The 15,365-nt window shown below is 28.5% G+C and carries 18 protein-coding genes; 1 reads left to right on the top strand and 17 read right to left on the bottom strand.

Translation table 11 applies throughout. The features are described 5' to 3' along the window. Positions 1-9: 9 nt before the first annotated feature. The 14 genes from rplB to RJT32_RS02680 all read right to left on the bottom strand — a co-directional run bounded on the left by rplB (position 10) and on the right by RJT32_RS02680 (position 10,835). Positions 10-831, bottom strand: a complete 822-nt coding sequence (gene rplB, locus RJT32_RS02615; protein WP_343154184.1) for a 50S ribosomal protein L2 — start codon at positions 829-831, stop codon at positions 10-12. Between the two features lie 14 nt (positions 832-845). After that, entirely contained in the window at positions 846-1,148 is a 303-nt protein-coding gene (rplW, locus tag RJT32_RS02620) for a 50S ribosomal protein L23 (RefSeq protein WP_343154185.1), read from the bottom strand. Then, a complete protein-coding gene (rplD, locus tag RJT32_RS02625) occupies positions 1,145-1,750 on the bottom strand; it encodes a 50S ribosomal protein L4 (protein WP_343154186.1) in 606 nt (201 codons plus the stop codon). The genes rplW and rplD overlap by 4 nt, the downstream gene beginning before the upstream one ends. A 17-nt stretch (positions 1,751-1,767) precedes the next feature. Next, on the bottom strand, positions 1,768-2,397 hold the full coding sequence (rplC, locus tag RJT32_RS02630; protein ID WP_343154187.1) for a 50S ribosomal protein L3: 630 nt from the start codon (positions 2,395-2,397) through the stop codon (positions 1,768-1,770). Between the two features lie 23 nt (positions 2,398-2,420). Continuing rightward, a complete protein-coding gene (gene rpsJ / locus RJT32_RS02635) occupies positions 2,421-2,732 on the bottom strand; it encodes a 30S ribosomal protein S10 (RefSeq protein WP_053940444.1) in 312 nt (103 codons plus the stop codon). Between the two features lie 254 nt (positions 2,733-2,986). After that, positions 2,987-4,171: an elongation factor Tu gene (gene tuf / locus RJT32_RS02640; RefSeq protein WP_343154188.1), complete on the bottom strand. Its 1,185-nt coding sequence runs from the start codon at positions 4,169-4,171 to the stop codon at positions 2,987-2,989. Between the two features lie 47 nt (positions 4,172-4,218). After that, a complete protein-coding gene (gene fusA, locus RJT32_RS02645; protein ID WP_343154189.1) occupies positions 4,219-6,324 on the bottom strand; it encodes an elongation factor G in 2,106 nt (701 codons plus the stop codon). Positions 6,325-6,416: 92 nt separating this feature from the next. Next, entirely contained in the window at positions 6,417-6,887 is a 471-nt protein-coding gene (gene rpsG, locus RJT32_RS02650; protein WP_343154539.1) for a 30S ribosomal protein S7, read from the bottom strand. 28 nt (positions 6,888-6,915) lie between these two features. Beyond that, a complete protein-coding gene (gene rpsL / locus RJT32_RS02655; RefSeq protein WP_343154190.1) occupies positions 6,916-7,290 on the bottom strand; it encodes a 30S ribosomal protein S12 in 375 nt (124 codons plus the stop codon). A 119-nt stretch (positions 7,291-7,409) separates the two neighbouring features. After that, positions 7,410-7,697 carry a sulfurtransferase complex subunit TusB gene (gene tusB / locus RJT32_RS02660; RefSeq protein ID WP_343154191.1) on the bottom strand — a complete coding sequence of 96 codons (288 nt, stop codon included), beginning with the start codon at positions 7,695-7,697 and terminating at the stop codon, positions 7,410-7,412. Between the two features lie 12 nt (positions 7,698-7,709). After that, the gene (gene tusC, locus RJT32_RS02665) at positions 7,710-8,069 is read right to left on the bottom strand and encodes a sulfurtransferase complex subunit TusC (RefSeq protein WP_343154192.1); all 360 of its coding nucleotides are present in this window, start codon (positions 8,067-8,069) and stop codon (positions 7,710-7,712) included. Positions 8,070-8,096: 27 nt separating this feature from the next. Next, complete coding sequence (tusD, locus tag RJT32_RS02670) at positions 8,097-8,477, bottom strand: sulfurtransferase complex subunit TusD (RefSeq protein ID WP_343154193.1); 381 nt, start codon at positions 8,475-8,477, stop codon at positions 8,097-8,099. Positions 8,478-8,510: 33 nt separating this feature from the next. Further along, entirely contained in the window at positions 8,511-9,266 is a 756-nt protein-coding gene (gene fkpA / locus RJT32_RS02675; protein WP_343154194.1) for an FKBP-type peptidyl-prolyl cis-trans isomerase, read from the bottom strand. 354 nt (positions 9,267-9,620) lie between these two features. Next, complete coding sequence (locus tag RJT32_RS02680; RefSeq protein WP_343154195.1) at positions 9,621-10,835, bottom strand: aspartate aminotransferase family protein; 1,215 nt, start codon at positions 10,833-10,835, stop codon at positions 9,621-9,623. A gap of 287 nt (positions 10,836-11,122) precedes the next feature. On the opposite strand from RJT32_RS02680, the gene tsgA reads away from it, so the two are divergent. Continuing rightward, a complete protein-coding gene (tsgA, locus tag RJT32_RS02685; protein ID WP_343154196.1) occupies positions 11,123-12,292 on the top strand; it encodes an MFS transporter TsgA in 1,170 nt (389 codons plus the stop codon). A 120-nt stretch (positions 12,293-12,412) separates the two neighbouring features. On the opposite strand, the gene trpS is transcribed toward tsgA, so the two are convergent. The 3 genes from trpS to aroB all read right to left on the bottom strand — a co-directional run bounded on the left by trpS (position 12,413) and on the right by aroB (position 15,358). Next, positions 12,413-13,417, bottom strand: coding sequence for a tryptophan--tRNA ligase (trpS, locus tag RJT32_RS02690; protein WP_343154197.1), 1,005 nt, complete (start codon positions 13,415-13,417; stop codon positions 12,413-12,415). A gap of 25 nt (positions 13,418-13,442) precedes the next feature. Next, positions 13,443-14,129, bottom strand: coding sequence for a ribulose-phosphate 3-epimerase (gene rpe / locus RJT32_RS02695; RefSeq protein ID WP_343154198.1), 687 nt, complete (start codon positions 14,127-14,129; stop codon positions 13,443-13,445). A 146-nt stretch (positions 14,130-14,275) separates the two neighbouring features. Beyond that, a complete protein-coding gene (aroB, locus tag RJT32_RS02700) occupies positions 14,276-15,358 on the bottom strand; it encodes a 3-dehydroquinate synthase (RefSeq protein WP_343154199.1) in 1,083 nt (360 codons plus the stop codon). Between the last annotated feature and the right edge of the window lie 7 nt (positions 15,359-15,365).

The raw sequence follows: 15,365 nt of genomic DNA on the forward strand, positions 1-15,365 counted from the left end.
TCTCTAAAGTTATTTATGACGATGACGTAAAATAAATTGTTCAGTGCGTTTATTTCTCCGAGTTTTTTTTCCTTTTGTTTGAACACCCCAAGGAGTGACTGGATGTTTTCCGAAATTTCGTCCTTCACCACCTCCATGAGGATGATCTACCGGGTTCATAGCAGTACCTCGTACTGTTGGGCGAATTCCAAACCATCGTGAAGCACCAGCTTTACCTAAAACTTTTAACATATGCTCTGCATTTCCTACTTCGCCTATTGTCCCTCTACAATTAGATGCAATTTTTCTCATTTCACCAGATCGTAATCTTAAAGTTGCATAATCTTTATCACGTGCTACTAATTGAACGTAACTTCCTGCAGATCTGGAAATTTGACCTCCTTTTCCTGGTTTCATTTCTACATTGTGAATAAAAGAACCAATAGGAATATTTTTAATTGGCAAAGTATTTCCTGTTTTAATAGGCACATTTACTCCTGATGTAATTGTATCACCTATTTTTAAACCTTTAGGAGCTAAAATGTAACTTCTTGTTCCATCTTTATATAATATTAAAGCAATATTAGAAGAGCGATTAGGATCGTATTCAAATCTTTCTATTATAGCGTCTATATTATCTTTATTTCTTTTAAAATCTATAATACGATATGCTCTTTTATGCCCCCCTCCAATGTGTCGAGTTGTAATTCTTCCGTTATTATTACGACCTCCAGTTTTACTTTTTTTGGTAATAAGTGAAGAATATGGGTTGCCTTTATATAATTCTTTATTGACAACTTTAATTACATGACGTCGACCTGGGGATGTTGGCTTACATTTAACAATTGCCATTTTTTATCCTCTGACTACTCTACATTACTCATAAAATCTAAATTTTGACCTTTTTTTACTTTAATATACGCCTTTTTCCAATTACTTCGAACAACAATACGATTAGATTGACGCTTTTTTTTTCCTTGGATACATACCGTTTTTACACTTTTCACTTGTATATTAAATAACTTTTGTACAGCAGATTTAATTTCATATTTAGTAGAGTTTTTTAAAACTTTTAACACAACAGTATTAAACTTTTCCATTAATATAGATGATTTTTCAGATATATGCGGAGAGAGTAATATTTTTAATAAACGCTCTTCAGAAATCATGAAAGTATTTCCTCTATTTTTTTTAACGCTTCAACAGTAACTAAGACGTAGTTAAAAGAAATCAAACTCACTGGATCTATAGAATATACATCTTTTACATCCACTGAATATAAATTTCGAGAAGCGAGAATTAAATTTTTATCTAATTTATTAGTTATAATAAAAACATTGCTTAAATTTATTTCTTTTAATTTATCAACTAATAATTTTGTTCTCGGTGATGTTAATGAAAAATTTTTAAAAATAATTAATCTTTTTTGACGTATTAATTCTGAAAAAATACTTTTTAATGCACCGCGATACATTTTTTTATTAATTTTTTGAGAATGTGCTTGAGGTTTTGCAGCAAATGTAACTCCTCCTGAACGCCAAATCGGACTTCTGAAAGAACCTGCGCGAGCACGTCCAGTTCCTTTTTGTCGCCACGGTTTTCTACCTGAACCAGAAACATCAGCACGACTTTTTTGTGCTCTCGTACCTTGACGAGTAGACGCTGAATAAGCAACAACCACTTGATGAATTAGAGCTTCATTAAAATCTCGGGCAAAAATGATTTCAGAAACACTAAGAAGGTTTTGCACGTCTTTAACTACTAATTCCATGCTTAATTCCTTATTCCTCAAATCTTAATAGCTGGTTTAACAATAAGATCACTACCTGTAGGTCCTGGAACCGCACCTTTTACTAACAGTAGATTACGATTTTCATCAATTCGTATTATATTTAAATTTTGCACTGTAACACGTTTATTCCCTAATTGTCCTGCCATTTTTTTTCCCTTGAACACTCTACCAGGCGTTTGATTTTGACCAATAGACCCTGGAGCTCTATGAGATAACGAATTTCCATGTGTTGCATCTTGAGTACGAAAGTTCCAACGTTTGACAGTTCCAGAAAAACCTTTTCCTTTAGAAGTACCTGTGATATCTACTTTTTTAACATTATTAAAAATATTAACTTTAATAATTTGTCCTAATTTAAAATGTTCATTTGAATTTATTTTAAACTCCCATAGACCACGACCAGGAATTACACCTGCTTTTAAAAAATGACCTGATTGTGGTTTTTTAAGTTTATTTAATTTTTTTATACCTGTTGTAGTTTGAATGGCAAAATATCCATCATTTTTTATATTTTTTATCTGCGTGATTCGATTTTCTTGAAACTCAATTACAGTAACTGGAATTGAGTATCCTTCCTTGGTAAAAATTCGAGTCATACCAAGTTTTTTTCCAATTAAACCAATCATGTTAAAAACCTTATTCTATCTGATTAACCTAAACTAATTTGCACGTCTACACCGGCAGCAAGATCAAGTCGCATTAAAGCATCGACAGTTTTTTCAGTCGGTTCTACTATATCAATTAATCTTTTATGTGTACGAATTTCATATTGATCACGTGCATCTTTATTAACATGAGGAGAAATTAAAATAGTAAACCGTTCTTTACGGGTAGGAAGTGGGATAGGTCCGCGAACTTGTGCGCCAGTCCTTTTTGCTGTTTCAACAATTTCTGTAGTTGATTGATCAATTAATCTGTGATCAAATGCTTTTAATCGAATACGAATTCTTTGGTTCTGCATTATACCAGAACTCCAATTTTATTAAATAAAAATTTTACCCTCTCTCTTAATTAGAGATTGGATGTAATTAATAACTTCTATAACTCCTATATTAGGAGTATTTTAAAATATTTGAAATATAAAAATATTTTTAATTTTTTTAAGTTATGTTACTCAAAAAAAAACAAAACAATTTACATACCAAGAAAAGAGCATTGTATACTCTTTTCTTAATAAAATCAACTAAGTACAGTATAAATGTTAAAATGTTAATATTAAACTAATACTTTCGAAACTACTCCAGCACCAACAGTTCTACCACCTTCACGTATTGCAAATCGCAAACCATCCGCCATAGCAATAGGATGAATTAAAGTAACATTCATTTTTATGTTATCTCCTGGCATAACCATTTCAACACCTTCAGGTAGTTCAATAGAGCCAGTTACATCAGTAGTTCGAAAATAAAATTGAGGACGATATCCTTTGAAAAAAGGAGTATGTCGCCCACCTTCTTCTTTGGATAAAACATATACTTCAGATTCAAATGTTGTATGTGGATGAATACTACCAGGTTTTGCTAAAACTTGGCCTCTCTCAATTTCATCACGTTTTGTACCTCGAAGTAAAACACCTACATTTTCTCCGGCACGACCTTCATCTAATAATTTTCTAAACATCTCAACACCAGTGCAGATAGTTTTAGTTGTTTTTTTAATACCTACAATTTCTACTTCTTCACCAACTTTCACAATTCCTTTTTCAACTCTTCCTGTAACAACTGTGCCTCTTCCTGATATGGAAAAAACATCTTCTATAGGAAGCAAAAAAGGTTGATCAATAGCTCTTTTTGGCTCTGGAATATAACTATCTAAAAATTTAGATAATTCTAGTATTTTCGATTCCCATTTAGGATCACCCTCTAGCGCTTTTAATGCAGATCCTCGAATGATTGGAGTGTCATCTCCTGGAAAATCATATTGAGTTAATAAATCACGTACTTCCATTTCCACCAATTCTAATAACTCTTCATCGTCTACCATATCGCATTTATTTAAAAACACTACAATATATGGAACGCCGACCTGTCTTCCTAATAGGATATGTTCACGTGTTTGAGGCATAGGCCCATCAGTAGCTGCAACCACTAAAATAGCACCATCCATTTGAGCCGCTCCAGTAATCATGTTTTTAATATAATCAGCATGACCTGGACAATCTACATGAGCATAATGTCTTAATTCAGTATCATATTCTACATGAGAGGTATTAATGGTAATACCCCTTGCTTTTTCTTCTGGAGCGTTATCGATTTGGTCAAAAGCACGCGCTGAACCTCCATATTTTTTTGATAACACAGTGGTTATTGCTGCAGTTAAAGTTGTTTTCCCATGATCTACATGACCAATGGTTCCAACATTAATATGAGGTTTTAAACGTTGAAATTTTTCTTTTGACATTATTTTATCCTTCAAAATTTTTAATCATCGAAATGTTTTAAGTATAATTAATTATTTTTTTGAATAATTAATTCAGAAATACTAGATGGTGCTTCTACATATTTTAAAAATTCCATACAATAAGAAGCTCTACCTTGTGTTTGAGATCGCAAGTCAGTTGCATAACCAAACATTTCAGATAAAGGTACGCAAGCATTAATAATTTTCCCTATAGATAAATCTTTCATACCTTCAATAATACCTCTACGACGATTTAAATCACCAATTACATCACCCATATATTCATCCGGTGTTTCTACTTCCACTTTCATAATAGGTTCTAATAGAATAGGTTTAGCTTGCTTAAATCCATTTTTAAATGCTAAAGAAGCAGCAATCTTAAATGCTAGCTCTGAAGAATCCACATCATGATATGATCCAAAATACAGTCGAACTCCTATATCTACAACGGGATAACCTGCTAAAGGACCGTATTTTAATTGCTCTTGAATACCTTTATCAATTGCTGAAATATATTCGTTAGGTATTACCCCGCCTTTAATGTCATTAATAAAAGAATATCCTAAACCTCCTGGTTCTAATGGAAATAATTCTATAACAACATGACCATATTGACCCCTACCACCTGATTGCTTAATATGTTTTCCTTCAATATCAGTAACTTTATTTAAGATTGTTTCTCGATATGCTACTTGTGGTTTACCAATATTAGCATCTACACTAAATTCTCGCTTCATTCGGTCAACAATAATCTCTAAATGAAGTTCACCCATGCCAGAAATAATCGTTTGATTCGATTCTTGGTCAGTATAAACTCTAAAAGAAGGATCTTCTTTAGCTAGTCTACTTAACGCTAAACCCATTTTTTCTTGATCAGCTTTTGTTTTAGGTTCAACTGAAATTGATATCACTGGTTCCGGAAAATCCATACGTTCTAATATAATAGGATTATTCAAATCACAGAGCGTATCGCCAGTAGTTACATCTTTTAAACCAATAGCTGCTGCTATATCACCTGCGTATACTTCTTTTATTTCTTCTCTTTTATTTGCATGCATTTGAACAATTCTACCAAATCTTTCACGTTGAGATTTAACAGAATTAAAAACAGTATCTCCTGATTTGACTATTCCAGAATATACTCTAAAAAACGTTAAATTCCCTACAAATGGATCATTAGCAATTTTGAATGCTAAAGCTGAAAATGGAGCATGATCATCTGACAACCTAATAGCTGGAAGATTTGTTTCGTCATTTGAAATACCTTTGATATCTTGAATATCGTTAGGAGCAGGCAAATATTCAACTATTGCATCTAATAATGCCTGTACTCCTTTATTTTTAAAAGCAGAACCACAAGTGATCAGTGTAATTTCATTATTTAAAGAACGTTTTCGTAATTCTAATTTTATTTCTCGTTCAGATAATTGTTCTCCATTCAAATATTTTTCCATAAGATTTTCATTAGATTCAACAGCTGATTCAATTAAATTTTGATTCCATTTTTCAGATAATTCAAGCATTTCTTTTGGAATATCTTTATAAGTAAAAGTAATGCCTTGATCAAAATCTTGCCATTCAATTGCTTTCATTTTAATTAAATCTATCACACCTTTAAAATGCTCTTCTGAACCAATTGGTAATTGCAGGGGAACAGGGTTTCCTCCCAATCGTGTTTTAATTTGTTTTACAACTTTTAAAAAATTTGCACCCATACGATCCATTTTGTTGATAAAAGCTATACGAGGTACATTATACTTATTTGCCTGTCTCCAAACAGTTTCCGATTGAGGTTGAACACCACCTACTGCACAATACACCATGACCGCGCCATCTAAGACTCGCATGGAACGTTCTACTTCTATAGTAAAATCTACATGTCCAGGGGTATCAATAATATTGATTCTATGAGATTCAAACTGTTTACCCATACCACTCCAAAAAGCAGTAGTAGCAGCAGATGTTATTGTAATTCCCCTTTCTTGCTCTTGAGCCATCCAGTCCATTGTTGCGGCTCCATCATGTACTTCACCAATTTTATGATTAATTCCAGTATAAAAAAGAATTCTTTCTGTGGTAGTGGTTTTACCTGCATCTATATGAGCACTAATTCCAATATTTCGATATCGAAAAATAGGTGTTGTACGAGACATAATAAATTTTACTTTTAGTTTTTTTTGAAAGTTATTATTAAATAAAATTAAAATACTTGTTAAATATCAACTATAAAAATTATAAAAAATGATTACCAACGATAATGGGCAAATGCTTTATTTGCTTCCGCCATTCGATGTACTTCCTCTCTTTTTTTCACAGAAGCACCTTTATTATCTAGTGCATCAAACAATTCATTCGATAAACGCAAAGCCATAGACTTATCAGCTCTTTTACGAGCTGAATCTATAATCCATCGCATAGCTAATGCATTTCGACGTATTGGGCGCACTTCAACAGGCACTTGATATGTTGATCCTCCGACTCGACGTGATTTAACTTCTACAGTTGGACGAACGTTTTCTAAAGCATTTTCAAAAGCTTCTAACTCTTTTTTTTCTGTTCGTTTTGATAAATTTTTAAGAGCAGTATAAACAATTACTTCGGCAATAGATTTTTTACCATCTATCATTAAAATATTAATAAATTTCGCTAATAATTCTGAAGAAAATTTTGGATCTGGTAAAATTTTTCGAGCAGTGATAATACGACGACGAGGCATAAACACTCCTGTTATCTTGTTTAAGCAATTATACTTTTGTTTTTTTAACTCCATATTTAGATCGACCTTTCTTTCGATCTTTAACACCTGCACAATCTAAAGAACCTCTAATAACATGATATCTAACGCCTGGTAAATCCTTAACTCTTCCACCACGTATTAAAATAACAGAATGTTCTTGTAGATTGTGACCTTCCCCACCTATATACGCTGTAACTTCGAAACCATTAGTTAACCTTACACGACAAACTTTACGTAATGCTGAGTTAGGTTTTTTAGGGGTAGTTGTATAAACCCGAGTACAAACTCCTCTTTTTTGGGGACTATTTGATAAAGCAGGAACATTTGTTTTGATTACCTTTCGTGAACGAGGTTTTCGGACCAATTGGTTAACTGTGGCCATGTAAGTTCCTATTATTTGTAATTAATTCTATGATTGATTTTAACATAATAAAAAATTGAGATTATATTATAATGTAGAAGTTCAGGACTGGATGTATAAACTAAAATCACTAAGCACACTTACCAAGTCATCTGTATTTTATTTTTAAGTGTTAATGAAACAAAATGCATATAACTAATCAACATAAAATCACTAGAGATATTGTTAATAATTCCTCTAGCGTAAACATCTTCTTTGATAAGATACAAATTTGCCGAAGTAAACATTATACTCTCTAAGAAAATATTATTAGTTAAAGCAATTAAAACACCATCTTGTAAAGCTAAAAAATCATCTTTTTTTTTCAATACACTTATAAGAAGAGATATGTTAGTTTTATAAGGAGATTGCATTAAAGTATGTAACATAAAAAATTTACCTTAAAAATTAATAATTGCATCATGATCCTCTAATTTTAAGCGCAAAAAATATGGATTTAATATATGAACTTGTAATATAAACTTAGTATCAAAATTAAATCCCCTTTCAAGTAAAGATAATTTACAACAATAAAAATTTTTTATTTCATATAATGATAATATAGAAAATAAAGAAGTATAATCACGAGTTAAAATCCTTTCTGGTTTATAACTTTTTAATAATTGAAAAATACCATCGCCAATAAAAAATAAAGTAATTTTTTTTAAAATAGAAGAAGTTGCTAAAACAGCATCTATTCCTTCTTTTCCGAACGTAGTACCATGTGGAGCATTACTAAAAACAAAAGCGATTTTTTTCATAAGAACTAATATTTAAATTAAAATCAATTAAAATTGTATTATTCGATCCGAGGTATGTATAGCATGCCCTAATTCTAATAATCCACTTAATTGAAAAAAAGGGGCTAAATTCCCATGTTCCAGATTAGGAATAGTATTGTTTTCTACTATACCCCTTCGTAAAGCAGCGCTAGCACATACATATAATTTTACATTATATTTATTATGTAGTTGCTGCCAACCTTGAATTAAATTAAATTCATCAACAGGTGTTTGATTTATTAAATTAGCATTAAGTACGCCATCAAAATAAAAAAAAATACTATTTAATACATGATTCATTTTTATTAATGATTTGCAAAATAAAAAAGCTGTACTAGAATTTTGCGTGCCATACACAGATCCCGTAACTAAAACTGTATAATTCATTATATATCTTTAATATTATATTTAATATTACAATTAATTATTTTTTACATCAATTAATTCTATATCGAAAATTAAAGTAGAATTCCCCGGAATTCCATTTAACCCAGTATTCCCATATCCTAAAGCAGGAGGTATCACTAATTTAATTTTTCCACCTTTTCTAATATACTTTAAACCTTCTTGCCAACCTAATATTACATCTTTTAATACAAATATAACAGGTTTTCCACGATTGTATGAACTATCGAATTCTACTCCATTAACTAAAAATCCTTTATAATGTACAGTAATTTCTGTATTTTCTGTAATTTTTTCACCCTCACCAGGATTTTCTATAATGTACATTAAACCACTTTGGGTTTTATGTGCACCTTTAATTTCAGAAAATTTTTTCATGTATAGTTGACCTTGAATTAAATTTTCTTTTTCATTTTTTTTAATTTGAATTTTAGTTGCTTTTTTAATTTTTTTTTCCAATGTTTCAAGAATATTAGAAATTTCTTCATTAGATAACTGTAGGTGATTTGAAATAGCATCTTGAATACCTAATAAAAGACTATTTTTATCTAATTTAATACCTAGTTTTTGTTGATGTGAAAAAGATTGATTAACATAATTACCTAAGGAAACTCCTAAAGCATATCCTGTTTTTTCATTTTCATTTTTAAAAATTTTTTTATTTTCTAAATAAGATTGCGTTTGAGAAGTAGAATGTATTTCTGCGTATGAATTTGGAATGTAAAATAATAAAAATAGCAATATAATTCTTTTTAGTAGAAAGAAAATCATTTATTTCTCCGTTAAATAAATTTCTATTTTTAAAAAAGTTTATATTAAATAATCTTTATTAAAATCAAATTATTTTATATAAGTTATTCATTAATAGAAAATAAAAAAATTTTAAAATAACAAAAATGAAAAATAATATATTTAAAAACATTCAAAAAAACAACAAAAAAAGTTCGTAGTCAAAAAAAATATATACATGATCTAAAAAATAAAGTTTTATTACATCAAATTAAGATAGAAAATATTCAAAATACCATGAAAAATTTATTAAAAAAATAAATTAATAAAATTATATATTAATCAATTATTCAAAAAAAAGAAAAACCTCCATATTGTTAACTATATTCAAGATATTTATAAAATTTTTTCTAAAGCAGAATAAAAACGATTCATACCTTCAATAATATCAGCTTCACTAATAATTAATGAAGGCGCCATTCTGATGATATTATTACCTGCAGTTAACAAAATTACACCTTCTAAAAATGAAGCATGTAAAATATCACTTATTTTATCAACAAACTTTTCTTTTAAAACAATACCAATAAGTAAACCCATACCCCTTATTTCTTTAAATAACTTAAAACGTTTATTAATTGTATTTAATTCAAATATAATTCTTTCTGATTTTTTTTTAACACCAGATAAAACATTGTTTGTATTAATAATATCAATTGTCGCTTCAGCAATAGCACATGCAAGAGGATTTCCACCGTATGTTGTTCCATGAATACCTGGTATAATAACAGATTGAATTTCACTAGTTGTTAACATTGCGCTAATGGGAAAACCACCACCTAAAGATTTAGCAATTGTTAAAATATCAGGTTTTACACCGTAATGTTCGTATGCAAATAATCTTCCAGTTCTACCAATTCCTGTTTGTATTTCATCAAAAATTAATAAAGCGTTATATTCGTCACATAATAATCGAATATCTTTAACAAAAGACTTTAAAGCAGGAATAATGCCGCCTTCACCTTGAATTAATTCCAAAACTATTGCACAAGTATTTTTATCCACAATGTTTTTTACAGTTTCAATTTTGTTAAATGTAGCATGCTGAATCCCTAATGGCTTGGGTCCAAAAAAATCAGAATATTTTGATTTTCCACCTACAGATACTGTAAATAATGTTCTTCCATGAAATGAATTATAAAACGAAATAATTTTATTTTTTTTTAAATGATATCTTTTAGCAGTATAATAACGTGCCAATTTAAATGCTGCTTCATTTGCCTCAGCTCCTGAATTAGCAAAAAAAACATAAGATGCAAAACTTGATAAAACTAGCTTTTTAGCTAGTCTTAAAGCTGGCTCATTTGTGAAAATATTACTAGTATGCCATATTTTTTTACTTTGATAATTTAAAACTTGATTAAGTTTAGGATGACAATGACCTAAGGATGTCACCGCGATTCCACCAGCAAAATCAATATATTCTTTTCCTTTTTGATCCCAAATACGACTACCTTCGCCTTTAATTGGAATAAAAAAAGACGGATTATAAAAAGGTAAAATTAAATCATTAAAACTATCTCTAGTAACTGGTGTATTTTTTAATATCATTTAATTTCCTAATATATTCACTAAACTAATAAACACAATTAAAAAATACAAAACAGATTTTTAAAATTTAAAACATTTAATCAATAAAATTAAAATATACATTATATTTTATTAAATTTAAACTTATTTTAGTAATAAATAATAACTCAATAATTTCTTAAAGTATTTAGTTTAAAAAAATATTTTAGATTTTAACATCTTGATACAATTATAATTGTAATAAATAATACATCTAAGAATATTAAATAATTTTAATACTTTAAAATTTATATAAACAGGTAAAAAAATTGAAAAACATTAACCAAATAGGACTTACATGGATTAGTTTTTTTTCATATGCTTTCACAGGTGCATTAATAGTAGTTACAGGAATGATCATGGGTGATATTGCAAATTATTTTAATTTGTCTATCGCTCAAATGAGCAATGTTTTTACTTGTTTAAATGCAGGCATATTAATATCAATTATATTAAATTCTTGGCTGATTCATGTTATTTCCTTAAAAAAACAATTAATATATGGATTTATACTTTCAGTAATTTCTATTATAGGAATAATATTTTCTAAAAATTTATTACTATTCTCTATTAATATTTTTATATTAGGACTAGTTAGTGGAATAACAATGTCAATTGGTACTTTTATTATTACAACATTGTATGCAGGACCAAAAAGAGGATCACAACTTTTAATCACTGATTCTTTCTTTAGTATGTCTGGAATGATATTTCCTATTATCGCAGCGTATTTTTTAGAAAACAAATTTTCATGGTACTGGATATACGTATGTATCGGAATGATTTATTTTATAATTTTTATTTTATCAATTAATTTAAAATTTCCAATATCAGAAGATAAAGTAAATCATATAAAAGAAGTTAAAAAATGGAATTTAAATATCATTTTACTATCTATATCAGCACTTTTATATATTTTAGGTCAATTAAGTTTTATTTCATGGGTTCCTCAATATGCAACAGAAATAATGAATATCAATATAAAAAAGACAGGAAATTTAGTGAGTAATTTTTGGATGTCATATATGCTTGGTATGTGGTGTTTTAGTTTTATAATAAAATTTTTTAATTTGCAACGAATTTTTATTTTTTTGTCAGGAATTTCTTCAATACTGATGTATGTGTATATACATAATTCAAATTATTTGATAATAAAATACATTATTATTAGCTTAGGTTTTTTTTCTAGTGCTATTTATACTATAATTATTACATTAGCTTCATTGCAAACAAAAACACCATCTGCAAAATTAATAAATATAATTTTATTTTTTGGAACGATTGGAACATTACTAACTTTTATTGTTACTAGTCCTATCGTCCATACAAGAGGGCTATATGACACTTTAATATGCTCAAATATATTATACGGAATAGTATTTTTTTTATCTTTACTTATTTTAATAAATAGTAGAAATAATGTTCGTTTTAAACAATAAATAGTTTTTATAATTGAATGGAATCAACAAATAAAAAAACAATTAAAAAATCAATATTTTTATAATAAATAAACTAGAATGCATGCATTTCTGGTTTATTTACTCAATAAATTTTCAAAATTAATCTATTCCTATAGCAGAATATACTTTTTTTAAAGTTTCTTCAGATTTTAAACGAGCTTGAATGGCTCCATTTGAAATTATTGTATTCAAAAAAAATTCATCATTACGATAATTAACATAAGATTTTTGTAAATTTAACAAAAATTTCGATAAATTATCTGAAACAATATTTTTAAATTCACTGTATAACACTCCATTTAATTCTTTTTCTAAAATCTTTATTTCTTTATTAGTGATGGTAGAAAGAATTTCTAATAAATTTGAAATACCTGACTTTTTGTGAGTATTATAATATATTTTAGGAGGATTTTCTGAATCTGTAATACAATGCTTAATTTTAAAAAAAATAGAAGATACTTCTTCTAATAAAAAAATAACATTATTTTTATTCGGATCGGATTTAGACATTTTTTTTGAAGGATCTAATAAAGACATAATTTTAGAACCATTTCGACTAATAATAGGTTTTGGTATAGTAAAAATATTTCCATATGAAAGATTAAAACGATTAGCTATATTGCACGTTAATTCTAAATGCTGTTTCTGATCTTTTCCTACTGGAACAAAATTAGTTTGATATAATAAGATATCCGAAGCCATTAAAATAGGATAATTAAATAAACCAACATTGCTATTTTTAATACAATTTTGAGTTTTCTTAATTTTAAATTGTGTCATTCTAGATAGCTCATTAAATTGACTAAAACAACTTAAAACCCAATTTAGTTGACTGTGCTGGTGCACTTGTGATTGAACAAAAATAATGCTTTTATTAGGATCTACACCACATGCTAAATATAACGCTAACGTGTCTAATATTGAATTTTTTATTTTTTTTTTATTAATTGTAGTTAAAGCATGCAAATCCGCAATACAATATAAACATTCATATTTATCTTGCATGCTTGACCAATGACGCATTGTTCCAATATAATTGCCAATAGTTAAATTACCAGAAGGTTGAACAGCGCTAAATAAAATTGGCTTAGGATTAATAAGCATAAATTTAAAGATCCTAAATAAAATATTAATGAATAGAGTTAAAATGAGAGTATTTTAATTCTTGACGAATATTTTTAATAATTCTATGATAATCTGGATAATCAAAAATTCCAGAACCAATTACAAATACATTTGCTCCAGAACAAGCTATTTCAGAAATATTTTCTAATTTTACGCCTCCATCTACTTCTAAATAAATGTCTAACAAACTTAAATCAATTCGTTTACGTACTTCACGTAATTTATTGATCGTCAATGGTAAAAAAGACTGATTTCCAAAACCAGGATTTACTGACATTAATAAAATTAAATCCAATTTTTCTATTACATAATCTAAAAAATGCAGTGAAGTAGATGGATTAAATGCTAAACCGGCTTTACATCCATGTTCTTTAATTAAATTTAATGTACGATCAATATGATCAGTTGATTCTGGATGAAATGTGATAAAATTAGCACCTGCCTGAGCAAACTGAGGAATTAAATTATCTACAGGTTTGGTCATTAAATGAACATCAATAGGAACAGTAATATTGTAATTTCGAAGTGATTTTAAAATCATAGGACCCATACTTAAATTAGGAACATAATGATTATCCATAACATCAAAGTGAATCCAATCACCACCTGCGCTCAATACTTTGTTTACCTCTTCACCTAAACGTGAAAAATCAGCAGATAAAATAGATGGAGCTAATAAAAAATCTTTCATAATTGATTCTCCTATTAATCTAGCAATTTTATACATGGTTATAATAAAAGAACAAATTTTAAAAAAACTAACATAAAACATATTTAATTAATATTTTTATTATTTATTTTTTAATTTTTTAATTATTTAAAAATATTTATTAAAATTTATTGAGAATCTTTAATTGCACTTAAAATAATGCTTTTATCTATTCCAGAAAAAACTTTGGCTTTTCCGATAGAAATAGGAAGCACTAATCTCATTTCTCCTGAAATTACTTTTTTATCACGCATCATATATGGCAAGTATGAAGCTGCAGACATATTTTTGGGACCCTTAACAGGTAATCCAACTTTTTTTAATAAAGCAATTATTCTGTTGTAATCTGTTTTTTTCAAATGTCCAAGCAATTCTGATGTACGAGACGCCATGACCATACCTACTGATATTGCCTCGCCATGCAACCAAGTACCATAACCAGAATGCGCCTCAATAGCATGGCCATATGTATGACCAAAATTCAATAATGCTCTAAAATTCTTTTCTCGCTCATCAAGCGAAATAATTTTTGATTTTAATTCACAACATTTTTTAATGCAAAAACACATGGATTGATGATCTAATAATAATACTTTTTCAATATTTTCTTCTAACCAATTAAAAAATAGTTCATCGAAAATAACAGCATACTTAATAATCTCAGATACTCCTGAAACTAATTCATTACGAGGCAATGTTTGTAAAAAATTAACATCTACAATTACTGAAGATGGTTGCCAAAAAGAACCTATCATATTTTTCCCTAATAAATGATTTACTCCTGTTTTTCCGCCTATAGAAGCATCTACTTGCGCCAAAAGCGTAGTTGGAATCTGAATAAATCGTACTCCTCTTTGATAAATAGATGCGGCAAAACCAGTTAAATCACCTACTACACCCCCCCCTAAAGCAACTAATGTAGTATCACGAGAATGTTTTTTCTCAAGTAATGCAGAAATTACCATCTCTATTTCATTTAATGTTTTGAATTGTTCACCATCTGAAATAATTACTTGATCTACTTTAATTCCTGATTTTCTTAATTGAAAAAAAACTTTATCTTTTAAAAGATTAGCTAATGTTTTATTTGTTACTAACATAGCTTGATTTCCCGATTTCAAGGGAAAGAAAATATTATCTTTTTCAATAATACCAGATCCTATACTGATAGGATAACTACGTTCGCCTAAAATAACTTTTAACTGTTCCATAATTATC

The sequence above is a fragment of the Buchnera aphidicola (Aphis aurantii) genome (assembly GCF_039388985.1).
GTDB lineage: Bacteria > Pseudomonadota > Gammaproteobacteria > Enterobacterales > Enterobacteriaceae > Buchnera > Buchnera aphidicola_BL.